The organism is Sphaerisporangium dianthi, assembly GCF_042654065.1.
Lineage (GTDB): Bacteria > Actinomycetota > Actinomycetes > Streptosporangiales > Streptosporangiaceae > Sphaerisporangium > Sphaerisporangium dianthi.
Genome location: NZ_JBHSFP010000001.1, coordinates 496,282 through 519,958, shown reverse-complemented (window position 1 = coordinate 519,958; position 23,677 = coordinate 496,282). Strand labels below are relative to the sequence as shown.

The 23,677-nt window shown below is 72.2% G+C and carries 14 protein-coding genes; 7 read left to right on the top strand and 7 right to left on the bottom strand.

Features of this window, described 5'->3' with window-relative positions; translation table 11 throughout:
- Genes ACFO60_RS02145 through aceB form a run of 3 tightly spaced genes read right to left on the bottom strand, consistent with a single transcriptional unit; the run spans position 1 to position 4,327 of the window.
- Positions 1 to 1,281: an FAD-binding oxidoreductase gene (locus ACFO60_RS02145; RefSeq protein ID WP_380836126.1), complete on the bottom strand. Its 1,281-nt coding sequence runs from the start codon at positions 1,279 to 1,281 to the stop codon at positions 1 to 3.
- Positions 1,281 to 2,735 (bottom strand): FAD-linked oxidase C-terminal domain-containing protein, encoded by a 1,455-nt coding sequence (locus ACFO60_RS02140; protein WP_380836125.1) that lies wholly within the window; start codon positions 2,733 to 2,735, stop codon positions 1,281 to 1,283. Before ACFO60_RS02140 ends, ACFO60_RS02145 begins: the two co-directional genes overlap by 1 nt.
- A complete protein-coding gene (gene aceB / locus ACFO60_RS02135; protein WP_380836123.1) occupies positions 2,732 to 4,327 on the bottom strand; it encodes a malate synthase A in 1,596 nt (531 codons plus the stop codon). Before aceB ends, ACFO60_RS02140 begins: the two co-directional genes overlap by 4 nt.
- Before the next feature lie 157 nt (positions 4,328 to 4,484).
- Between aceB and ACFO60_RS02130 the strand changes: the two genes are divergently transcribed.
- From ACFO60_RS02130 to holA, 7 genes are all read left to right on the top strand, one after another.
- Positions 4,485 to 5,240, top strand: coding sequence for a DUF4097 family beta strand repeat-containing protein (locus tag ACFO60_RS02130; protein WP_380836122.1), 756 nt, complete (start codon positions 4,485 to 4,487; stop codon positions 5,238 to 5,240).
- A gap of 256 nt (positions 5,241 to 5,496) precedes the next feature.
- Complete coding sequence (gene hflX, locus ACFO60_RS02125) at positions 5,497 to 6,903, top strand: GTPase HflX (protein ID WP_380836120.1); 1,407 nt, start codon at positions 5,497 to 5,499, stop codon at positions 6,901 to 6,903.
- Positions 6,904 to 7,663: 760 nt separating this feature from the next.
- Positions 7,664 to 8,872, top strand: a complete 1,209-nt coding sequence (locus tag ACFO60_RS02120) for an amidohydrolase family protein (protein ID WP_380836118.1) — start codon at positions 7,664 to 7,666, stop codon at positions 8,870 to 8,872.
- 282 nt (positions 8,873 to 9,154) lie between these two features.
- Positions 9,155 to 10,036 carry a DegV family protein gene (locus ACFO60_RS02115; RefSeq protein WP_380836116.1) on the top strand — a complete coding sequence of 294 codons (882 nt, stop codon included), beginning with the start codon at positions 9,155 to 9,157 and terminating at the stop codon, positions 10,034 to 10,036.
- Between the two features lie 83 nt (positions 10,037 to 10,119).
- Positions 10,120 to 11,085 (top strand): ComEA family DNA-binding protein, encoded by a 966-nt coding sequence (locus tag ACFO60_RS02110; RefSeq protein ID WP_380836114.1) that lies wholly within the window; start codon positions 10,120 to 10,122, stop codon positions 11,083 to 11,085.
- A gap of 479 nt (positions 11,086 to 11,564) precedes the next feature.
- The gene (locus tag ACFO60_RS02105; protein WP_380836112.1) at positions 11,565 to 13,652 is read left to right on the top strand and encodes a ComEC/Rec2 family competence protein; all 2,088 of its coding nucleotides are present in this window, start codon (positions 11,565 to 11,567) and stop codon (positions 13,650 to 13,652) included.
- A 755-nt stretch (positions 13,653 to 14,407) separates the two neighbouring features.
- Complete coding sequence (holA, locus tag ACFO60_RS02100) at positions 14,408 to 15,376, top strand: DNA polymerase III subunit delta (protein ID WP_380836110.1); 969 nt, start codon at positions 14,408 to 14,410, stop codon at positions 15,374 to 15,376.
- Between the two features lie 235 nt (positions 15,377 to 15,611).
- Here the strand turns inward: holA and ACFO60_RS02095 are convergent, their stop codons facing one another.
- Genes ACFO60_RS02095 through ACFO60_RS02080 form a run of 4 tightly spaced genes read right to left on the bottom strand, consistent with a single transcriptional unit; the run spans position 15,612 to position 23,485 of the window.
- Positions 15,612 to 16,439, bottom strand: coding sequence for an ABC transporter ATP-binding protein (locus tag ACFO60_RS02095; protein ID WP_380836109.1), 828 nt, complete (start codon positions 16,437 to 16,439; stop codon positions 15,612 to 15,614).
- A complete protein-coding gene (locus tag ACFO60_RS02090; protein ID WP_380836107.1) occupies positions 16,436 to 17,401 on the bottom strand; it encodes an ABC transporter ATP-binding protein in 966 nt (321 codons plus the stop codon). The genes ACFO60_RS02095 and ACFO60_RS02090 overlap by 4 nt, the downstream gene beginning before the upstream one ends.
- Positions 17,402 to 17,453: 52 nt before the next feature.
- The gene (locus ACFO60_RS02085; RefSeq protein ID WP_380836105.1) at positions 17,454 to 20,153 is read right to left on the bottom strand and encodes an FtsX-like permease family protein; all 2,700 of its coding nucleotides are present in this window, start codon (positions 20,151 to 20,153) and stop codon (positions 17,454 to 17,456) included.
- Positions 20,150 to 23,485 (bottom strand): ABC transporter permease, encoded by a 3,336-nt coding sequence (locus ACFO60_RS02080; protein ID WP_380836103.1) that lies wholly within the window; start codon positions 23,483 to 23,485, stop codon positions 20,150 to 20,152. Before ACFO60_RS02080 ends, ACFO60_RS02085 begins: the two co-directional genes overlap by 4 nt.
- Positions 23,486 to 23,677: the final 192 nt, after the last annotated feature.

The following is a 23,677-nucleotide window of genomic DNA, read 5'->3' as shown; positions in this document are numbered from 1 at the left end:
TCACGCGCGTTTCCCGCCCCCGGACGGCGGGCCGCCCGCGGGCAGCCGTCCGGGAGACAGGCGGCCCTCGGGGTCGAATCGCTCTTTGACCCGCCGCATGAGCGTGGCGGCCCCGGCCGGGCCCCACCGGTCGAGCAGGCCGGCCGCGTCCGCCGGGGCGGTCCATACCACCAGTCTGCCGCCGTGCGCGGCCAGGTCGGAACGCAGCGCCGACACGAACGTCAGCGCCCGCGCGGGGGAGGCGTCCGCGGGGAGGGCGAGGTGGACGACGGCCGAGGCGGCCGACCCGCGCAGGCGCACCGGCAGGTCGCCGGCCTCCCGCGCCGCGCCGGCCACCGCGGCCAGGGCGGGGACGGCGGCGCTCGGCCGCACGCGCATCTCCAGCAGGAACTCCTCGCCGGGGAGCCTGCCCCACCAGGCGGGCGGCTCGGGGCCGGTCACGGCCGTGGCGTCCAGCAGTTCGGCGGCGGCCTTGGCGCGCTCGCCGGCCGCCACGCCTTCGAACAGCGCGGCGACGGTCAGCGGGCCGTCCGTGGTCGGCCGGTCGACCTCCACGGCGCTCGGCTCGGTCTGCGAGCCGGCGAGGGCGGCGAGGTCGGGGAGCCGGTCGAGGCCGGGGACGGTGGCGGTGATCCACGCGCGCGCGGCCGGCAGCGGGTGGAGGCGGACGGTGGCCTCGGTGATGACGCCGAGCGTGCCGAGGGAGCCGGTGAACAGCTTGCCCAGGTCGTAGCCCGCGACGTTCTTGACGACCTTGCCGCCCGAACGGGCGACCGTGCCGTCGGCCAGGACGACCGTGATGCCGATCAGCAGGTCGCGCCCGGTGCCGTACCGCAGGCGGCGAGGGCCCGCGGTGGCGGTGGCGAGCGTGCCGCCGACGGTGGCCCCTTCGAGGGGGACGTCCAGGGCGAGTTCCTGGCCGGACGCGGCCAGCACCGCGGCGAGGTCCTGCGTGCGCACGCCGGCCTGCACGCGCGCGACCAGGTCGCCCGCGGCGTGCTCCAGCACGCGGTTCATGCGGCCGGTGCTCAGCAGCAGGTCGCACCGCTCGGGCGGCGGTCCCCAGCCGAGCTTGGTGCCTCCGCCCTCGGCGACCACGGCCAGCCCGTGCTCGGCGGCGGCGCGCATGACGGCGGCCGCCTGGCCGGTGGACTCCGGCAGGGCGATCCAGCGGGGGGTGAGCCGGCCGAGGCCCGGCGCCCGGGTGGCCGCGTCGTCCGCGGTGGCGGCGCGGATGGTCGCGCCGCTCGCGGCGAGGGTCTCATCGAGGGGAAGGGGCATCAGAACAACTCCGCCTCTCCCGAGGCCACCAGGGGGTGGACGCCCTTGCGGACGCCCGGCGCCTCGCCGCACAACCGCGGCGTGGGGAAGATCTTTCCGGGGTTGGACAGGTTCTTGGGGTCGAAGGCGCACCGGACGAGTTGCATGGTGTCCAGATCATCCGCCGAGAACATCTTGGGCATATATCGAGACTTGTCCACACCGACGCCGTGCTCTCCGGTGATCGACCCGCCCTTCTCGATGCACAGGTCGAGGATCTCGCCGGACACCAGTTCGGCCCGCTCGCCCGCGCCCTCCTCGGCGTCGTCGAACAGCACCAGCGGGTGCAGGTTGCCGTCCCCCGCGTGGAAGACGTTGGCCACGCGGATGCCGTACCGCGCGGACAGCCGTTCGATGCCCGCCAGCACCTCGGGCAGGGCGGTGCGCGGCACGACCCCGTCCTGGACCAGGTAGGCGGGGCTGATGCGCCCAACGGCCGCGAACGCCGACCTGCGGCCCCGCCAGATGGCGGCCCGCTCGGCCGGTTCGTCGGCGACGCGCAGCTCGAAGGCGCCGGTGTCGCGGCAGATGGCCTCCACCTGGGCGAACTGGTGGGCGACCTCCGGGGCCGGGCCGTCCAGCTCGACGATCAGCACCGCGCCGGCCCCGGCGGGGTAGTCGCAGCGCACCGCGGCCTCGGCGGCCTCGATGGCCAGGGCGTCCATCATCTCGATCGCCGCCGGGACGATGCCCGCGCCGATGATGGAGGACACCGCCCGCCCGCCCGCCTCGACGGTGGTGAAGGCGGCCAGCAGGGTGGTCACCGTCTCGGGGACGCGCAGGAGCCGCACGGTGATCTTGGTGGCGATGCCCAGTGTGCCCTCGGAGCCGATGAAGGCCCCGAGCAGGTCGTACCCGGGGTCCATCGCGTCCAGCTCGACGATGTCGCCGTCCGGGGTGACCAGCTCGATCGCCAGGACGTGGTTGACCGTGAAGCCGTACTTCAGGCAGTGCGCGCCGCCGGAGTTCTCCGCGACGTTGCCGCCGATCGAGCACACCTGCTGGCTGGAGGGGTCGGGCGCGTAGTAGTAGCCGTACGGGCGGGCCGCCTCGCTGATCGCCAGGTTGGTGACGCCCGGCTCCACCACGGCCAGCCGGTCGGCGATGTCGATCTTGATGATGCGGCGCATGCGGGAGGTCACGATCAGCACGCCGTCGGCGCGCGGCAGCGCCCCGCCGGACAGGCCGGTGCCCGAGCCGCGCGCCACGAACGGCGTGCCGGTCTCGTCGCAGACCTTGACCACCGCGGCGACCTGCTCGGCCGTCTCGGGCAGGACGACGACGGCCGGGGTCGCGCGGTGGTAGGTCAGGCCGTCGCACTCATAGGTGCGCAGCCGCACGGGGTCGGTGATCACCCCGTCGGGACCCAGGATGGACATGAGACGGCCGGACAGCTCGGCCGGTGCCGGTGTCATGGCATCCGGGCGTAGGCCGGGAGAGTGAGGAAGTCGGCGAAGTCGTCGTCCAGGGCGACCTCCGTGAACAGCTCCGCCGCCTGCCCGTACAGGGCCCCGTCGAAGCCCGGCTCCCGGCGGATGTTGTCCAGTTCTTCGGCGATGACCCGCTCGACCAGCTCTTTGGTCACCACCTCGCCGGTGTCGGCCAGCTCGATGTCGTTGTGCACCCACTGCCAGATCTGCGAGCGGGAGATCTCGGCCGTGGCGGCGTCCTCCATCAGGTTGTGGATGCCCACCGCGCCGCTGCCGGCCATCCAGGCCGCCAGATAACGGAGGGCGACGTCGACGTTGTTGCGCAGGCCCGTCTCGGTGATGTCGCCCGGCGTCTTGGAGACCGCCAGCAGGTCGGCGGCCGAGACCGAGACGTCCTCGCGGAGCCGGCCGAGCTGGTTGGGCCTGTCGCCGAGGACCGCGTCGAAGACCTCCTGGCAGATCGGCACCAGGTCGGGGTGGGCGACCCAGGACCCGTCGAACCCGTCGCCCGACTCGCGGGTCTTGTCGGCGCGGACCTTCTCCAGCGCGACCTTGTTGACCTCGGGGTCGCGCCGGGAGGGGATGAACGCGGCCATGCCGCCGACGGCGTGCGCGCCGCGCTTGTGGCAGGTGCGCACCAGCAGCTCGGTGTAGGCGCGCATGAACGGCGCCGTCATGGTCACGGCGTTGCGCTCGGGCAGCAGGAACTCGCGACCGCGGGTGCGGAACTTCTTGATCACGCTGAACAGGTAGTCCCACCGCCCGGCGTTGAGGCCCGCCGAGTGGTCGCGCAGCTCGTAGAGGATCTCCTCCATCTCGAACGCGGCCGGATAGGTCTCGATGAGGACGGTCGCCCTGATGGTGCCGTGCGGGACGCCGAGCAGCGCCTGCGCGCGCGTGAACACGTCGTTCCAGAGGCGGGCCTCGAGATGCGACTCGATCTTGGGCAGGTAGAAGTACGGGCCCTTGCCCTTGTCGATCTGCCGCCGCGCGCAGTGGAAGAAGTACAGGCCGAAGTCGAAGATCGACGCTGAGAACGGCTCCCCGTCCACCAGGACGTGCTTCTCGGTCAGGTGCCAGCCGCGGGGCCGGACCACGATCGTGGCGAGCTCCTCGTCGGGACGCAGGGCGTACCGCTTGCCGCCGGCCTCGAAGTCGATCGTGCGGTCGAGGGCGTCGCGCAGGTTGAGCTGGCCGCCAACGACGTTCTCCCAGAGCGGGGAGTTGGCGTCCTCGAAGTCGGCGAGCCAGACCTTGGCGCCCGAGTTGAGGGCGTTGATGGTCATCTTCCGGTCGACCGGCCCGGTGATCTCGACCCGGCGGTCCACCAGGCCCGGCGCCGGTTCGGCCACGCGCCAGGAGTCGTCCTCGCGGACGGCCTTGGTCTCGGGCAGGAAGTCGAGCGTGCCGCCGGCCGAGAGCTCGGCCTGGCGGGCCTGCCGGACGTCCAGCAGCTCGCGCCTGCGTCCTTCGAACTCCCGCTGGAGGGTGGCCACGAAGCGCAGGGCCTCAGGGGTGAGGATCTCGTCGAAGCGGTCCAGCGAGGGACCACTGATCTCAACGCCTTCCATGGCCATCCTTTCCACCATGCGGAAAAATACTTCTGAATTGTGGAATCGACGCTACCGCTGCCGGGCTAGGGGGTCAATGTCAGGTCCCCCTGAGGGACCGCTAAGGGATGCCTCCGGGCCTTCCCTGATGGGCGTGGCCGTCCGTGACCAGCAGTCTTGGACCATGACGAACCGAACGTCCCCAGCGAACACCTCCCCCCGCGCCGGCTCCGCACGCGTGTCGGCGCGCGCCCGGCGCGTCATGGCCGCCGGGGCCGCGCTCGGCGCGGGGCTCATGCTCACCGCCTGCGGCGTGACCGACCTGGCCGCCCCCACCAAGAAGGCCACCAACACCTACGACGTGACCGGAGAGACGGCCGTGCTGCACGTCGCCGGCGGCGCGGGGGACGTCCAGGTGACCGAGTCCGGCCGCACCGGGTTCCACGTGACCGAGAAGCTCTACTGGAAGGGCGACAAGCCCGTCACGCGGCATCCTGTGGACGGCGACACCCTCACCCTCGACTACACCTGCGTGGACTCCGGCTGGGCTTGCGGCGTCGACTATCTGGTCGAGGTCCCGCGCGGGGTCCAGGTCAAGGTGGAGGCCGGGTCGGGCGACATCACCCTGCGCGCGCTGTCGGGAAAGATCGACGTGCACACCGGGTCGGGCACGATCGACGCCGGCGGGCTGGGCGGCAAGCAGGCGGTCGCCAAGGCGGGCTCGGGGGACGTCGACCTGCGCTTCACCGCCGCGCCGGACAAGGTGGACGTCCAGACGGGGTCGGGCACCGGCACCGTGCAGGTGCCGGGAGGCGCGTACAACGTCACCGTGGGCACCGGCTCCGGCGACAAGGAGATCGGGGTCACCGACGACGACTCCTCGCCTCGCACGATCGTCGTCAGGGCAGGCTCGGGCGACGCCAAGGTGCTCGCCACCTGAGCGGGGTCGTGGCATGGACGGTCACCGATGGCCGGTGACCGCGGGTGTGACGGACTCCCTCGGGCGTGACCGATGACGCCGGGGGCTCCCTGATCGCGGACGCGACCGATAACAAGGTGAATCCGCGTGGCCGACGTGGCACCATTCGGGGAAGACACCGGCGGGGTCCCCGTGTTGAATTGAGCGGAGCGGTCCACCCACGAGCGGTGACCCATGAGCGCTGAGGAGCGCGACCATAGCCACAGAGAAGACTTATATGTACAACGAGTCCAACGAAGACCTCGCCACGGGTGACTACGACCTCGAAGAGCGGCAGGCGCTCCGGCGTGTGGCCGGCCTGTCGACCGAGCTCGAGGACATCACCGAAGTCGAATACCGGCAGCTCCGCCTCGAGCGGGTGGTCCTGGTCGGCGTCTGGACCGGCGGAACCATCGTCGACGCCGAGAACTCCCTGGCCGAGCTCAAGCTGCTGGCCGAGACCGCGGGGTCTCAGGTCCTGGAAGGGCTCATCCAGCGGCGCCAGCGTCCCGACTCCGCGACGTACATCGGTTCGGGCAAGGCCATCGAGCTGCGCGACGTCGTGGTCTCCACCGGCGCCGACACCGTGATCTGCGACGGCGAGCTGACCCCCGGTCAGCTCCGCCAGCTCGAGGAGATCGTCAAGGTCAAGGTCATCGACCGCACGGCCCTGATCCTCGACATCTTCGCCCAGCACGCCAAGAGCCGCGAGGGCAAGGCACAGGTCGAACTGGCCCAGCTCAGCTACCTGCTTCCGCGGCTGCGAGGCTGGGGTGGCAACCTGTCGCGCCAGGTCGGCGGACGGGCGGCCGGAGGCGTCGGCATCGGCGGCCGCGGCCCCGGTGAGACCAAGATCGAGCTCGACCGGCGCCGCATCCGCGAGCGCATGGCCAAGCTGCGGCGTCAGATCAGCGGCATGTCGACCGCGCGAGAGACCATGCGTTCCCGCAGGACGCGGCGCGAGGTGCCCGCGGTGGCGATCGCCGGTTACACCAACGCCGGCAAGTCGTCCCTGCTGAACCGGCTCACCGGCGCGGGGGTGCTCGTGGAGGACGCCCTGTTCGCCACGCTCGACCCGACGGTGCGCAGGGCCCGCACGCCCGACGGCAGGCTTTTCACGCTCGCCGACACGGTCGGGTTCGTCCGGCACCTGCCGCACCAGCTGGTCGAGGCGTTCCGCTCCACGCTGGAGGAGGTCGGCGACGCCGATCTGATCCTGCACGTCGTGGACGGCTCACACCCCGATCCGGAGTCCCAGATCGCCGCCGTGCGCGAGGTGTTCTCCGACATCGAAGGGGTGGGCGACATCCCCGAGATCATCGTGGTCAACAAGGCCGACGCGGCCGACCCGGTGGCGCTGGCCCGGCTGGCGACGCGCGAGCGCCACAGCGTGGTCGTCTCCGCTCGCACCGGCGCGGGCATCGACGAGCTGATCGCCATGATCGAGCGGGAACTTCCCCGGCTCGACCACGAGGTCCACGTGCTGGTCCCGTACGAGCGCGGCGACCTCATCGCCCGCGCCCACAAGGAGGGCGAGGTGCGGTCGGTGGATCACACGGGCGACGGCACCGTCCTGCACGCGCGCGTTCCGGCCGGCCTGTACGCCGATCTCGAGCGCACCGCCAAGCCGGTCGAGACCGTCTGATCCCGGCCGGGGGTCCCAGGCCCCCGCCCGGGACCCCCGGGTGCCCGGCTGAGCACGTTCTCGCGTAATAACACCCCGCCCGGAGATCGTCCTTGGTAGCCTCTTGAACCGTCGAGAGGGCCTCAGGGCCGGCGGCGGGGGTCGGCGAGCCGAGATGACGCGCCAGGGAGGGCTTGGTGCGGCGTCGTCGGCGGCTTCGCCGATATGCGGGCGAAGGCTGTACCGCCATCGGGGAGGCGGGCGTCATAAGGTACATATCAGGATGTAGCGGCTTAAAAGGTATAAAAGTACGACAGGGTGGGGAAACCTCGCAAAGGCGCAGGAAGGTGGCTGTGGCCTGCGGGGGTTGATTATTGCTACGATATGGGCACCCTGACAAGAAATTCTGGCGCTGGTTTCGCATGATGACGCGTGTGACTGCTGCTACAGCAGGGGCTAGGTCGGCACCAGGCGTTCCCGGGGACAGGTTAGCGACATGCCGGGGTGCAGAGGGCCTCGACGCAGCACAGGTGAGATGAACTGGCGTTCTTCTCAATAACCCTGTACAGCGAGCCGACCTGTGAAATAACGTAACTGAACTGAAATCGCCTGGCCAAGATCCCGGGCGATACCGTCATCGCACACCAGTGCGGATGAGATCAGGAGACCCCCCAATGACGTCCGGAAACGGAGCGGACCCAGCGGGCGTGGCGCCCGGCACCAACTGGGCCCCGGCGGCGTTCCCGGATGCTTCCACGGCCCTGGGCCGGGCGGTGATGCCATGACGGTGCGGCTACTCACGAACATCGGCCGGCTATGGACCGGCAACGATGTCTGCAGCAACGCCGCGATCCTCGTTCACAACGACCGCATCGCTTGGGTCGGGCGTGCCGCCGATCTTCCGCAGAGCGTGCCCGGTGTCGTGGACGACATCACGGACGTCGATCACGTCGAGAACCTCGGCGGGTCTCTGGTGACCCCGGGCCTCATCGACGCGCACACTCATCCGGTGTACGCGGGCAACCGCTACGCCGAACTGGCCATGCGCTCGGGCGGCTCGACGCCGAGCGCGATCACCGCGGCGGGCGGCGGCATCGGCTCCACCGTCACGGTGACCCGCGGCACCGACCCGTGGACGTTGTGCAACGGCGTGCGCGAGCGTCTGCGCGACTGGATACTCAACGGCACCACCACCGTCGAGGCCAAGACCGGCTACCACCTCACCCGCGACGGCGAACTGGCCGACGTGCGGCTGCTGCGCGAGCTCGAGAAAGAGCCGATGATGCCGCGGGTGCACGTCACCTTCCTCGCCGCCCACGTGGTGCCGCCCGAGTACTTCGGACGCCAGCGCGACTACGTCGAGGCCGTCGGCTCCTGGTGCGGCGACGCCGCCGCGGCGGGCGCCGACAGCGTCGACGTCTACTGCGACGACGGCCACTTCACCACCGACGAGGCCCGCTGGGTGCTCGCCTCCGGCCGCAACGTCGGCCTGCTGCCGCGCATCCACGCCGGCGCCCACAAGCGGCGCGGCGCCGTCCAGCTCGCCGCCGAACTCGGCTGCGCGTCGGCCGACCTGCTGCACAACACCACCGACGAGGACATCGCGCTTCTCGCCCGCTATGGCGTGCCCGCGGTCGTGTGCCCCGGCACGGCCCTCCAGCAGGGCAACCTGCCCCCGGTGCGCCGCATGCTCGCCCAGGGCGTCACGGTGGCACTCGGCAGCGACCACAACCCCGGGCACTGCGGCATCACCTCGATGTCCCTGGTGATCAGCCTCGCGGTCGCCGCGTTCGGCATCAGCGTCGGCGACGCCCTGCGCGCCGCCACGCTCGGCGGGGCGACGGTCCTCGGCGCCCCCGACCGCGGCGTGCTCACCCCGGGCCGCCTCGCCGACATCGTCCAGTGGGACGCCGACCACGAGGGCGCCTTCGCCTGGGGCTTCGGCCTCAAGCCCCGCCGCGTCTGGCGTGGCGGCACCCCCGTCCAGTAACTCCGCCCCCACGCCGTCCCCCGTGCGGCGCCCTCCCCACCACGCGCGGTCACACCACCCCCCGCGGTGGTCACACCACCCCCGCGGCGGCCACGCGCACCCTCCCCCCGCGGCCACGCGTACCGTCCCCCTGCGGCGGCCAGGCCGTCCCACCGCACGCGGCCCTGACCGGCAACCGATAACCGATGACCGGCAACCGCAGGGAGCCGATGGCGGAGCCCCGGCGAAGTCCAGTGGCGGTCCCGCGGCGCCACCTGGGGCGGTCCCGGGTAGCCTTCGGTCATGTCGCAAGCGGTCGCCGTGGTCACAGATTCCACCGCCTACCTCGACGCCGAGGAGACCCGGCTGCTGGGCGTCATCGTGATCCCCCTGCAAGTGGTCGTGGGGGGACGCGCGCTGGACGATGTGGCCGAGATCGACGCCGGTGGCGTGGCCGCCGCGCTCCGCCAATGGTCGCCCGTCTCCACTTCCCGCCCATCCCCGCAGCGCTTCGCCGACGCGTACGAGATGGCCGCGGCGCAGGGCGCCACAGGGGTGGTCTCCATCCATTTGTCGGCCGAGATGTCCGGCACGGTGGAGTCCGCGCGCATCGCGGCCGCGGAAGCGATGATCCCGGTCGACGTCGTGGACAGCGGGTCGCTGGCCATGGGGCTCGGCTTCCCGGTGCTCGCGGCGGCGCGGGCGGCGCGCGAGGGCGCCACGCGCACCGAGGTGGTGGCGGCGGCGAAGGCGTGCGCGGAGGGCACCAGCAGCTTCTTCTACGTCGACACCCTCGAACACCTGCGCAGGGGAGGCCGCATCGGCGCCGCGGCGAGCCTCCTCGGATCCGCCCTCTCGATCAAGCCGCTGCTGCACATATCAAAGGGCACCATCGAGCCTCTGGAGAAGGTGCGCACCGCCGGTAGGGCGATCGCCAGGCTCGAGGACCTGGCGGTACGGGCGGCGGGCGACGAGCGGGTCGACGTCGCCGTGCACCACCTTGTCGCCGCCGAGCGCGCCCGCACGCTGGCCGATCATCTCGCCAAGCGCATCCCGTCCCTCGCACGGCTGCGCGTGGTGGAGGTCGGCGCGGTCGTCGGCGTACACGTGGGCCCCGGCATGCTGGGCATCACCCTGGCCCCCGCCCTCCCCGATCCGGCCGCCTCCCCAGACCCCGATCGCTAGGACGCGGTCCCTCGCGGCGGACTTATCCACAGAACGCCGTTCGTGTCAGATCGACGGCGGCCCGGCGGCCTAATGTCCACCGCGTGAGAACAGCGGACAGGTCCTTGCGCAGCGATGCCGGCGAGTCACGCCTGCACGCCCTCAGCCCCCTCGGCCGGCACCGCCCGCCCGTGATCTCGGCGCCGTGGCATGACCACGCCGACCCCGGTCTCCTCCATCCACCTCGATCGACGACGACGAACGTCCCGGAGTCCCCGGCGGCCTCCGCCGAGGCCGGCGTCCCCTGGGGCGGCGAAGGCTCACCCGCGCACATTGGTGAGCCGACGCAGGGCGAGGCGGCGCCGGCAGGCCGCCTGCGGTCGCAGCCGATGCCCGCTCTGTCGTTGCGCGCCCGGCTGGCAGATCTCGTCACCGAGCACGGAGCGCGCCTCGACCCTGGCCGCCCGGGCGTGCGCGTCTTGGTCGTGCTCGGCCTCCTCGCGGCCCTGGCAGCAGGCGTCTATGCCTGGCAGGCCCGGCCCGAGGTCGAACCGCTGAGCCCGCCGATCCCGACCGGCGCCTCGCCGGCCCTGGCATCCGCCGCGCCTGTGCTCGCATCGAGACCTGCATCGGCTCCTCAGGTGTTCGTCCACGTGACAGGGAAGGTGCGCAGGCCGGGTGTGATCACGCTTCCCGGCGGGTCCCGAGTGGCCGACGCGGTCGCGGCGGCGGGAGGCGTGCGCGCGGGTGCCAAGGCCGGCGCGCTCAACCTCGCCCGGAAGCTGATCGACGGGGAACAGATCGTGGTCGGACAGGCCGGCGGGCTCGGCCTCGGGGCCGGTGCGGCATCGAGCGCCGATCCGGCCGCCGTGCCTGGTGCGCCCGTCGACCTGAACACCGCGACCGCGAGCCAGCTGGAAGGGCTGCCGGGGGTGGGGGAGGTCCTCGCCGGCCGCATCATCGAGTTCCGTCAGGGCCACGCCGGTTTCCAGAGGATCGACCAGCTCCGTGAGGTGACCGGCATCGGCGAGCGCAAGTTCGCCGATCTCCGCGACAAGGTCCGCGTATGACGGCCGCTATCCGCGTCCCCACCCGCAACGCCGTCCCGCAAGAAGAATCGAGACCAGTCTCGCTTGGGCGGGGTGATCTGCGGTTGGCGGTGCCGGCGCTCGCCGCCTGGGGAACGGCCCTTGTGCTCTTGAGGTGTTCCGTCACGATCAGTGTTGTCACGGCCGTCCTTGCCATGATCGCAATGACCGTCATCGCATTCGCCCGTCACCCTCTGATCGCGCCCCGTACGACGGTCGTCCGCCCCGATACGGGCTCGGGCCGTGAGCCGAAACCGGGACAAGAGTGGGGGCCGGGATCGAGATCGAGATCGGGGGCGGAATCGGGAGGGGGATCTGGAGGGGGGTGGGGATCTGGAGCGAGGGCGGGATGGGGGGCGGGGCTGGGGCAGGGGGCGTGGCGTGGGTGGCGGTACACGCTGCTCGGGGTGCTGGGGTGCGTGGCGGCCGTCGCCGGGGCGGTGGCCTTCCGGGTTCATGCGGTGACATCTGGACCGCTCGTCGATCTCGCTGAGAAGCGGGCGGTGGTCACCGTGGAGCTGTCGCTGACCGGTGATCCGCGCGTCCTGCCCGGCAGGCGAGGGCTGGTACGGCGAGAACGGGTCATCGTCGAGGGCTCCGTCGAGCGCGTCGAAGCCTCTGGCATGCGGGTCGGCACGGCGGCGCCGGTGGTCGTGTTCGCTCAGGGCGCGGCCGACTGGGCGTCGCTGCTGCCGAGCCAGCGGGTCCGCGTCCAGGGCAGGCTGGCTCCGTCGGATCCGGGCGAGCTGACGGCCGCCGTGCTCCTGGCGGGGAAGCCTCCGGAGGTGCTCAGCGGTCCTTCCCCGCCGCAGCGGGCCGCTGCCGCTCTCCGCGAAGGGCTGAGACAGGCCTGTGCCGTGCTGCCGCCGGCCGAACGCGGGCTCCTGCCCGGACTCGTCGCCGGTGATCTGTCCCTTATGGATGAGCAGGTCAGGCACGATCTCAAGACGGCCGGCCTTAGCCATCTGACGGCCGTGTCCGGAGCGAACCTGGCCATCGTCGCGAGTACGGTGCTCGCGCTCGGGCGGCTCGCCGGACTGCCGCTGGCCGTCCGGGCGGCCCTCACCATCGTGGCGATGATGTGCTTCGCCGTTGTCGCGAGACCTTCGCCGAGCGTGCTCCGCGCGCTGGTGATGGGTTCGGTGGCCGCTGTGGCACTCGGCACCGGACGCGCCGGGGACGGCGTCATCGCTCTGTCGGCCGCAGTCCTCGGGCTGATCCTGTTCGATCCGGGGCTCGCCGCCGAATACGGCTTCGCGTTGTCGGTCTTGGCGACCGCCGGCATTCTGGCGTTCGCGCCAAGGTGGCGTGACCGCATGTCCAGGCGGATGCCGCGCTGGGCGGCCGAGGCGATAGCGGTGCCCTGCGCGGCGCAGGCGGCGGTGACGCCGTTGCTGGTGGTCATGGCTGGGGAACTGGAGCCGGTGGCGATCCCGGCCAATCTGCTGGCCGGACCGGCGGTGGCCCCGGCGACGGTTCTCGGGTTCGCCGCGTCGGTCGTGGCCCCCGTCCACCTGGAGACCGCGCGGTGGCTCGTCCGTCCTGCGGGGTACGCGGTCGGCTGGATCATCCTGGTGGCCCGGCGGGCGGCCGGGTTTCCCGCCGCCATCCTGCCGTGGCCGGGCGGGGCGATCGGCCTGATCCTGCTGGTCCTCCTGGCCGGGCTGGGCTGGGTGGTGCTGCGCCGCGCGGCTTTGCGGCTCGTGGCGTGCGCCATCGCGGCCGGCGTGGTCTTCACCGTGGTGGTCGTCCGGCCGGTCGTGGCGTCCTGGCCGCCGCGTGGCTGGCTCATGGTGAGCTGTGACATCGGTCAGGGTGATGCGCTCGTCCTGTCGGCGGGCGTAGACAGGGCGGTGGTCGTCGACGCAGGGCCCGACCCGGTGTCGGTCGATCGCTGCCTGCGCGCGCTCGGAGTCGAGCGGGTGCCCCTGGTGATCCTCACCCATCCGCACTACGACCATGTAGGAGGGCTCGACGGCGTGTTCCGCGGCAGGAGGGTCGGGGCCGTGGTGACCAGTCCGGGCCGTGAGCCGCGTCAGGAGAGTGCGCGGGTGTCCGCGGATCTCGGCCGCCGCCACGTGCCCGTCTGGGCGGCTTCCCCGGGCATGAACTGGCGTCTCGGCCCGGTCGAGTTGCGCATCATCGGGCCGGTGGGCGAGGCGATGTCGGCGGGCCCCGGCGAGGGTTCCATCGCGAACAACGCCAGCGTTGTGGTGCACGCGCGGTGGACATCCGGATCGGCCCTGCTGTCAGGGGACGTCGAGATCGAGGCGCAGTCCGAACTGTTACGTCAGGGGCTGCCGCGGGCCGACATCCTCAAGGTGCCGCATCATGGGTCGGCGCGCCAGGACCCCGCCTTTCTCGCCGCCACGGGCGCGAGGGCGGCGTTGATCAGCGTCGGAGCGGACAATGACTACGGCCACCCGGCCCCGTTGACGATGCGACGCCTTCACGAACTCGGCATGCGGGTCTACCGCACCGACCGGCAGGGCGACGTGGCCGTCGTGTCCGACCACGGCCGTCTCGCCGTCGTACCACGAGGCCGCTGACGCGAGGTGTCCCGGACACCGTCGGCGTGGGGCGGCATGTGGCGTCGGGTGGCGGGCTTGGGGCCGCGACCGATCCCGAGGTGGCGCCGGTACGAGTGCGGCGCGCCGCCTGAGTCACCGTTGTGAGTGTGGCGCGCCGTCTGACCTGCCCTTGGGCGGGTGATGTGCCGTCTGGTTCACAGGTGGATGGCGTTGCCGGCGTTGGTCGCCATCGCGGGCCGGCGTGCCGGGTGGCCAGAGGTCTTGTCGGGCCGTTGGTCAGTGTTGCGCGGCGTGGTGGGTGTGGAACTCGGTGTCGAGGTCGGCGGCATACACCGAACGACGGCACGGCGCGCAGCGGTACAGGATGGGACCGTCGTCCAACACGGCTCCGCAGCGAGGGCAGCTATGACGGCGCTTGTTCATGGTGGAGTTCACCTCCTCGTCCGTTGTTCGTTGCTTCCAACTTGCCCGACACTACCTGCAGTTGAATTGCTGATGACTTGCAGCGTTGCCGCTGATGCGGGAAGTGAATGCTGTGACTGAGCCTTTGCCGGATCGTGGAGATTTGTGGACTTATGGGCGCTTCGCTCTGTCTTGGTGACCAGATTCGGCCGGTCCCGCGTGTCTCGGAGGTGCGGTGTGGGCTGGGGCGGGCTGATCGGTGATCGGTAGCCGGGATCTGGGGCCTGTGGTCCGTGGCCGGCGTCCGGGGCTTGGGGTCTGTGGTGGTGGTTGGTTGCTGGGCGGGGGGTGGGACGTGGGATGCTGCTCGCATGGCGACGCAACCAGCACCCGTGAGCCTCGTCGTCGGTGATGAGGAACTGCTCGCCGATCGCGCGGTCGCGTCGATCATCACGGCCGCGCGCGCGGGCGATCCCGAGACCAAGGTGCACGATCTGTTCGGCGGCAAGGTCGAGCCCGGCGAGCTGACCCGCATGACCTCCCCGTCCCTGTTCGGTGACCGTTCGGTCGTGGTGTTCCGCTCGGCGCAGGATCTCGGCAAGGACGTCGTCGCCGAGGTCGTGGCGTACACCAGGAATCCTTCGGAGGACGCGGTGGTGGTCCTCGTGCATCCTGGCGGAGTGAAGGGCAAGGCCCTGGTCGACGGGGTCAAGAAGGCCGGAGCGGCGGTCGTCACGGTCACCAAGCTGACCAAGGCGGGGGAACGGCTCGACTTCATCAAGAACGAGATGAGGAACGCCGGACGGTCGATCAGCGGCGACGCCGCACAGGCGCTGCTCGACGCCGTGGGCAACGACCTGCGAGAGCTCGCCGCCGCGTGCGGCCAGCTGGCCTTCGACACGCCGGGCAAGGCGATCGACGAGGCGGCGGTCGCGCGGTATCACCGGGGCCGGGCGGAGGTCAGCGGGTTCACGGTCGCGGACAAGGCGGTCGAGGGTCGGCTCGCAGAGGCGCTCGAACAGCTGCGGTGGGCGCTCGCCACCGGGGTCGCACCTGTGCTGCTCGTGAGCGCGCTGGCCGGCGGGGTACGGTCGCTCGCCAAGGTGGGCAGCGCTCCACGCAACCTGCGCGGCGGGCAGCTGGCCAGCCATGTCGGCATGCCCCCGTGGAAGATCGACCGGGTGAAACGCCAGCTCAACGGCTGGGGTCCGGAGGGCATCGCGCGAGCTGTGCAGGCCGTCGCCCTCGCGGACGAGCAGGTCAAGGGCGGCGGCACCGATCCCGCTTACGCTCTTGAGCGCACGGTGCAGGTCATCGTCGCCAGCCGCACCGGCCGCTGACGGCCGGATCCTGCAGGAGGTTCGCGCCCGGTCGGCAGGACCCCGCATGGGGCATGGCGGACACCGGCGGACGGATCGTCTCCGCTCCGCGATGTCACCCGTGTTCCGTGTTCGAGGGTGTTGTGCCGCCCTCGCCTCAGGCCGTCAGCCTCAGGCCGCCAACCTCGCCTCAGGCCGTCAGCCTCAGACCGGTCCTCGCCTCAGGCCGGCCGGCGTCTCCGTCTCCTCCGGAGGGTCAGGCCGGGGCGGAGGTGGGGACGAGGTCGGGGTCGGCGAGGGTGCCGTCGTGGAGTTGCAGGACGCGGTCGGCCAGAGAGATGAGGGCGGGGTCGTGCGTGGCGACCAGGGCGGTCACTCCTTCGCTGCGCACCAGAGCCCGCAGCAGCTGCATGATCTGCCGGCCTGTCTGGGAGTCGAGCTGCCCGGTCGGCTCGTCGGCGATCAGCAGGCGCGGCTTGTTCGCCAGAGCGCGCGCGATCGCGACACGTTGCTGCTGTCCGCCGGAGAGCTCGTAGGGCCGCTGGTTCATGTGCTTCTCCAACCCGACCAGCGAGAGGAGCATTCGTACGCGTTCGTCCCGTTCGGCGACGGCGGTGCGGGACAGCCGCATGGGAACGCCGACGTTCTCGGCCGCCGACAGCACCGGGATCAGGCCGAAGGACTGGAAGACGAAGCCGATGACGTCTCGGCGCAGCTCCAGCAGGCCGGTCTCGGGCAGTTCCGTGACGACGCGCCCGGCGACGGTGACGCGGCCGCTGTCGGGGCGGTCGAGGCCGCCGATCTGGTTGAGCAGCGTGGTCTTCCCCGAGCCCGAGCGGCCCCTGATCGCGATCAGCTCACCGGGGTAGGCGTCGAAGGAGACGCCGCCGAGGGCCACGACTTCCTTGGGCCCGCTGTTGTAGACCTTGCGAAGCCCCTGGACGACGACCAGCGGCTCGCTGCCCGGCGTCGAAGAGGGGGCGCGCCCCTCGGCCATCCCCGCCACAGGGCCGGGGGCCGGGGTGGCGAGCCGGTGCTCGATGGGGGTTGCGGGCTGGTCGGGGTTTTCGGGTCGGGTGCTCATTCGGTGTCCCCCGCTTGCGGCTTGTCGGGCCATACTCCGATGTGGTCGCGTTCGAGCTCCAGCCGTACGCGGCGCTCCATGTCCAGGGCGTTGGTGAAGTCCCTCGGAAGCTGCAGGCGCCCGACCCGGTCGAGGACGGCGTACTCCTCGGCGATGATCTCGCCGTCGGAGGAGGCGCGGCGGAGCGTCTCGCTGCTGGTGCGCCCGTCGCGGATGCCGACGGTCCGGTCGACCTGCTCCGACACCAGCGCGTCGTGGGTGACGATCACGGCGGTGACGCCGAGCTCGCGGTTGGCCCGGCGCAGCGCGGCGAAGACGTGCTCGGAGTTCTCGGTGTCCAGTTCGCCGGTCGGCTCGTCGGCCAGGATGACCTGCGGAGAGTTGGAGAGGGCGACGGCGATGGCGACGCGTTGCTGCTCGCCGCCGGACATCTCGCCCGGCTTCCGGTCGGCGCAGTAGGCGACGCCGAGCAGTTCGAGCAGGTCATCGGCGTGCGCGGCGCGGGCGCGCTTGCCGGCCAGCCGCATGGGCAGCCGGACGTTCTCCCGGGCGCTGAGGTAGGGCAGCAGGTTGCGGGCCGTCTGCTGCCAGATGAACCCGACCACCTCGCGCCGGTAGCGCAGGCGGTCCTTGGCGGTCATGGCGAGCAGGTCGGTGCCGGCCACCCGCGCGATGCCGGCGGTCGGCACGTCCAGCCCGGACAGGACGTTGAGCAGCGTGGACTTTCCTGAGCCTGACGCGCCCACGATGGCGATGAGCTCGCCCTTGTCGATGAGCAGGTCGAGCCCCTGCAGGGCCACGACCTCGACGCCCTCGGTCTTGTAGATGCGCACCAGGTTGTCGCAGAGGATGTGCGCGTGCTCACCGAAGGCGGGCTGAGCCCGCCCGGCCTGCGCCTCCAGTTCCGACAGCGTGGGCGTGTCCACGTCACCGGCCGCGTTCACCGCGCCCGGTGTGTTCACTGTGCCCGGTGTGTTCACTGTGCCTCCAACGTGGGCGGTGCCGGTGCGGCGGTCATTCGCCCACCCGCAGGGCCGAGCCGAGTGAGCGGTGGGCGCCGAATCTGGCGTGCAGGAACGCGCCCAGCACGGACACGGCGGCCAGCCCGGCGGCGAGCAGGGCCGGCATGGTGGGGCTGAGCCGGTAGTCGCCGACGGTCAGGGCGCCGGCGTAGGGGCTGAGGTCGATGGCCGGGCCGAGCGCGGAAGGCAGCGCGAGGCCGAGCACCAGTCCCGCGAACGCGGTGATCAGGATCAACGGGGTGATCTCCAGGACGGTCAGGGTGGACGCCTGGCGTTCGGACAGGCCGAGCGTGCGCAGGTAGGACAGGGCGCGTGCCCGGTCGGCGGCGCCGATCACCAGGGCGATGATCACGGTGAGCAGCGCGTACACGGCAAGGGCGACGGTCACGACCCGGAAGCTGGTCATGATCGTGCCGGCGAGCGGCGTGCCGGTGACCTTGCGCAGCGACTCGCCGAACGTGGACACCAGGATGTCGGCCCGGCCGCCCGTGGCGGCCCTGAGCTTGGCGCCGTCGATGTCCTCGCCTCCGATGAGCAGCACGTTCGTGTAGAGGCGGGCGCCGGCCCGCTGGGAGGCGTCGTAGGGAAGCACGATCAGGTTGTTCACGGTGAAGCTCACGCCGGGGAGCCCCCCGCGCAGGACTCCCGCCCTGGTGAGCTTCATGCGGACGTGCCAGCCGATCTCGACGTCGGCCAGATTGGCCAGGTCGGGGGAGACCAGGGCCGGGATGGCCGGAGCGGGCATGGCGGCCGGCGCGCGCGGGACGTCCAGCGGGGTGTCCGCCACGGCGCGGCGGTAGGCCTCGAGGTCGACGGCGACGACCGTGACGGTCTTGCCGCTGAGGCCGATCTGCGCCGTGCCCTTGTCCGCGGGGATGACCGTCTTGACGCCGGGGACGTGCCGGACCCGTTCGATGACGTCCGCGGGCAGTTCGGCGGAGGCCTCCACCCGGGCGGCGGCGCCGGTGGCCTGCCAGGCGGCCAGCCGCTGCGTGGTCTCCAGCGCCCCGCCGACGACGGCCCCGTACACCGAGACGGTGAGCGCGGGCAGCAGGATGATGACGGGCAGTGCGGTGACCGACCGGGCGCGGGCGGCCAGGGTCAGCCCGACGAACGGGACGGCGGAGCGCGCACGGCCGGCGACCCACACGATCAGTCGCAGGGGGTAGGGGTAGCAGCGCAGCGTGATGAGCGCCGTGGCGATGGTGAGCGCGGCGGGGACGAGCATGAGGAACGGGTCGGCGCCGCGCCGCAGGGTCTGGGTGGTGAGCCCGCGGGTGCGCAGCAGGTAGGCGCCGACGAGGGCGAGGACGATGACCACGACCTCCAGCGCCACGCGTCGCGGCGAGAGGCGGCGGGCGACCACGTCATCGCGGCGGTCGTCGATCGGCCTGCGGTGCCCGGTGGCCAGGCGCGCCGCGGTGAACGCGAGCGTGACCAGGGTGATCAGCAGGGTTCCGACGTGCACGGCGGCGGTCGCCGGGCCGGGGTAGGCGAACGCCAGCGCGTAGCCGGCCAGCACCGGCGGCAGCAGCGCCATGGCGACGACGGCGGTGCCGGTCAGGACGATCTGGCGCAGCGACGCGCCGCGGGCGCGCGCCAGGGTCAGGCCGGCGCGCATGCGCTCGGCCAGGAGCTGGACCGCCAGGATGAGGACGCCGACGGCCACCGTGACCAGGCCGCCCAGAATGAGGAACATCAGCGTCTGGGCGGTGCTGAGCCGGCCGAGGAAGCCGGACAGCACGTCGGGCAGCGAGGTCAGCAGTTCGTAGGGGGCGACCCCGATGCGCGGGTTGTAGGGGATGGGCCCGCCGGGGTCGACGACGATCGTCCGCAGGTACGCGCCGACGCCGTCGATCACCGAGAGGGCGTTGCGCGCGGTGAGCTTGTCGTTGTCGACGGCGAAGACCCACCGGTAGTCGAGCTGCCTGGCCTCCCCGGCGAGCTTGGTCAGCGACGCGGGGCTGGTCAGGCCGGTGATGTAGTTCTCTTCGATGTCCAGCGACGGCTGGCGCAGGACGGTCACGGTGAGCATGTCGTGGTTGTGGTCCCAGTAGCGGTCGCGCGGGGCCAGGGCTTCGTACACGCCGGTGACCTTCGCGAGCGTGGGAAGGCTGTGGCCGAGGATCAGCGTCGTGCCGATCGGGATGTCCATCTTGTCGGATGCCTGCTTGGACAGGGCGATCTCGAACAGTGTGACGTTCCGGAGCTCGGGGTGGCCGGGGACGCGGGCGACCGTGGTGGGCGCCCCGGGCGGCTTGCCCGCCACATACCGGATCCGCTGGTCGGCGCCGGACACCCAGGCCATGTCGACGTACTGGTACGGCCGATGGCCGCGGCCGAGGCGGCCCGCGACGGGCGTGCCGACGGTCTTGGCGCCGTAGTGGCTGCGGTCGCGGGGCCCGTGGTAGAGGACCTCCGACACTTCGCCGGGCAGGAGGCCGCGGAAGTGCCGGTCGCCCGCGGCGAAGGCGTCCACGGTGGTGAGCGCGCTGGTGTCGAACGCCCGCACGCTGACGGTCACGTCGGTCAAGGTGGCGGCGGTATCGTCCAGGACGCCTTGCAGCGCCCCGTCGTAGGACGCCTCGAACGCCCGGGGCAGCGCGCCCACCAGCAGCGTCGCGCTGAGCGCGAGCAGCGCGAGGACGGTGGCGGCGCCCCGGTGGACCTTGAGGAGAAGCAGCGGGTTCATCGGTCCTCTCCGATCCGCAGGGCCCGGCCCAGACCCCGCCGGCGGAGCGAGCGGGCGAGGCCGGCGACGATCGAGAACAGCAGCGCTGCGACCACGGCCAGCAGCGCGATCGTGGCGGGCCAGGGGATGTCGAGCAACACGGACGGGGTCACGGAGACCGCCTGCCCGGTCAGCACGATGTGCGGGACGACCAGTCCGGCGACGCCCACGGCCAGCAGTGTGCCGCCCACCAGTGACAGTCCGATCAGGAACGTCTGCTCGACGGCGAGCAGCCCGAAGATCTGGCGGAAGCTCATGCCGAGGGCGCGCAGGATGGCGAACTCGGCGATCCGCTCCCGCGCGGCGACGGCCGCGTTGACCAGGAAGCCCAGCAGGGCGAAGATCAGCGCGGCGACGAAGCCGAGGATCAGCGCGCCCTGCAGGCCGCTGGCGAGGGGGTCGTCCCTGAGCTGCCGGGTGAGCGATCCGAGGTCGACCATGGTCTGGTCCCACTCGGGGTGGCGGGTGAGCTCGCCCGCGGCCGCGGCGGTGTCGTCGTCCCGGGTCTCCATCCACCATTCGCCGACCGGCCGCGGGTCACGGCCGCCGAAGACGTCCCTGGTCAGCAGCGTGGGCAGGTCGGCGAGGACGGCGGGCGTCCCGGGCGGGGTGCCGGGCATGGACTGCACGACGCCCGCCACCTGGACGGTGACCTGCTCGCCCTCCATGTTGATCACCGCGGTCTTGCCCGCGGCGAGATTCTGGCTTGCCGCCAGATCGGCGGTGAGCACGACGGGGACCGGCCGGAAGATCTTGCCGTCCGGGCCGTCCGTGCGCTGGAACAGGGCGTCGTTGGGGATTCCGGCAGGCGCGGCGACGACGGCCAGGCGCTCGGAGTCGTCCATGTCGGAGGGCTTGCGCGCCTTGGGCGCCGGCACGTCGAGGGTGAGCAGGGGAGCGCCGGAGGCGGCGGTCCGCTCGGCGAGCATGACCTTGGCGTTGTCGATGAGGCCCCGGCCGCGCACCATGTGGCCCCATTGGAAGCCCTCGGGCAGGACGACGGCGGTGCCCGCGTCGGTCCGCGCCGCCTCCAGCGCCAGGCTGAGGCCGCTGCCGCTCGCGGGGACCGGGAGGTCCACGTAGAAGCCGCGCAGGCTCAGCGGATAGCTGAGCGCGCCTGACCGGCCGGCGAGCGCGGCGAGGTCGACGCTGACGGGATGGGGGCGGCCATCGGGGGTGAAGGGGCCGATCTGGACGTCTCGGTGGACGCCGAGCGCGTCGGCCAGGACCACGCGGATCCGCAGCCCCTCGTACTCGGGCAGGGCGGCGGGGACGTCGAGCCGGAAGCGGACGTCCATGGTGAGCGTCTTGGGCCTGCCCGGCAGGGGGACGCCGGGGGCCGCGGGCCGTCCGGCGGTCAGGCGCCCTGCCAGCGTGCGCACCGAGTCGGGGGAGAGGTCGGGGCGCAGCATGAGCGTCCGCTCGATCTTGGCCGCGTCGGTGGCGAGGAGCGTGGGATTGGCGCCCGAGAACGAGGTGACCCCCCGGTAGACGGGGCTGACCGCGGTGACGCCGGTGAGCCCGCCATAGGTCGCGCCGCGCCCGAGCGGGCCGAGTTCGGAGGACTCCGGCGGGCCGGCGACCCGCAGGTCCGCCGCCGCCTGGTGGCGGGCCTGGTCCTGCTGGGAGGTGCGCCAGGTCGCGGCGGTGGCCATGGAGACCACGCCGATGGCGACCGCCATGGTGAGCAGCAGGGCGGGCCCGGAGTAGCGCAGGGGACGGCGGCTCACCTGCCAGGCGCCGAGGGCGGGGGCGAGGCCGGGGCGCCGCGAGGTGAACCGTTCGGCGATCCGGGAGACGCGCGGCACCAGCCGCAGCCCGAGCATGCCGCCGCAGAGCAGGGCGAGCGCGGGCCCGGTGACGATCAGCGGGTCGATGCCGAGGTCGCCTTCGGCGGTGGCGGTCACCGGCGCGCCGTAGTGCTGGAGCTGCCAGATCGCGAGGACGGCGACGGCGAGCAGCGCGATGTCGCCTCCGGCCCGCTCCACCAGGCCCTGGCGGTCGCCTCTGCCGCGCGCGGACTGCTCCTCGACGTAGGTGCGGCGGGTGCCGCGCAGCGCGGGCATGACCAGCAGCAGGGCGCACGCGAGCGCGACGCCTGCCGAGATCGCGTAGGTGGCCGGGCCCGGCTCGGGGGCGATGTGGACGCCGGCCGCCTGGATCCACGGGATCGCGTTGACCAGGCGAAGCAGGGCGGGCGCCAGGAAGGGCGCGACGACGGCGCAGGGGAGGGCGACGAGCAGGGCCTCGGCGCCGGTGAGGACGGCCAGCCGCAGGCTTCCCGCGCCGCGCGAGCGCAGCAGCGCCACCTCCATCCGCCGGTGGTCGGCCAGCAGCCGCGCGGTCAGGACCAGCGAGTACGCGGCGAGCAGGAGCAGTTGCAGCACCGGGACGAGCATGGTCGAGCGGGCGACCAGCGCGGCCTGGTCGAGCTGCGTGAGCATGTCGGGCAGCCGGGTGAAGGTGGTGCACTGCGAGCAGTCCCGCTGGAGGTCGTCCTTCAGCGCGGCCACCGACGCGGCGAACGGCCGCAGCCGCTCGGGCGTCACCTTCCGCAGGTCGGGCAGCGCGGTCCAGGTCGCGGCGATGCTGGTGGCGGTGAACCTGCCGAGGAAGGTCTCCCGCGGCACCATGAGCGGGCCGTACGTCGTGTAGTTGCCGCGCTCGACGCCCCTGCGCAGCAGCTCCTCGCCGTTCCAGCGGTCGGCGTAGGGGTCCTGGAGCTGGAAGACGCCCGTGACCTTCACACGTACCGGCTTGTGGTCGAGCCGGCCGACGACGGTGAACTCGCTCCCGGCGGCGAGCTGCATCCCCCGGGCGGCGGGCTGGGAGAGCGCCGCCTCGATGGTGCCGACGGGGGCGGGATGGGGCCAGGAGCCCTCGACGAGCCGGGCGGCCTGGCCGAGGCCGTCGTAGACACCGAAGCGGGTGAGGTCGGGCTGGGCGCGGCGCTCCTGGCCAGGCATGGCGTAGGAGTCGGAGCGGGCGCTGAAGGTGATGCGCTCGGGCACCTCGGCGCGGCCGTCGCGGACGCGTTCGGCGAGCCGGTCGCGCACGGCCCGGTCGATGCCCCCGAAGGTCGCGTGCTGGACGGGCGCGGTGATCCGGATGGCCGTGAGGTCCGCGGAGGCCGTCTCCATCGCCCGGCGGACGCCGACCTCGGCGACCGAGGACGCGTACATGGCCAGGGCGACCAGGGTGGTGGTGGCCAGCAGGATGGAGCCGAAGGCCGCCAGCAACAGGAGCGGCTCGCTGAAGGCACGCCGCAGCACCAAAGGTGTCCGCCCCCGCATGAACCCCGCCTTCCGCTGTGCTGTTTGTGCTTTACGCACCATACGGGCGGTTTTGCGGCCACAGAGCGCGTCGGCGGAGAAGGTGACGGAGCCGATATCGCCTGGCAACGGCGGTGTTATGCCGAAATCGTGACAATTGAAGGTGTAACGCGGTGGACAGCCCTGCGCGGAAGGCATTCCGCGCGGGCCGCC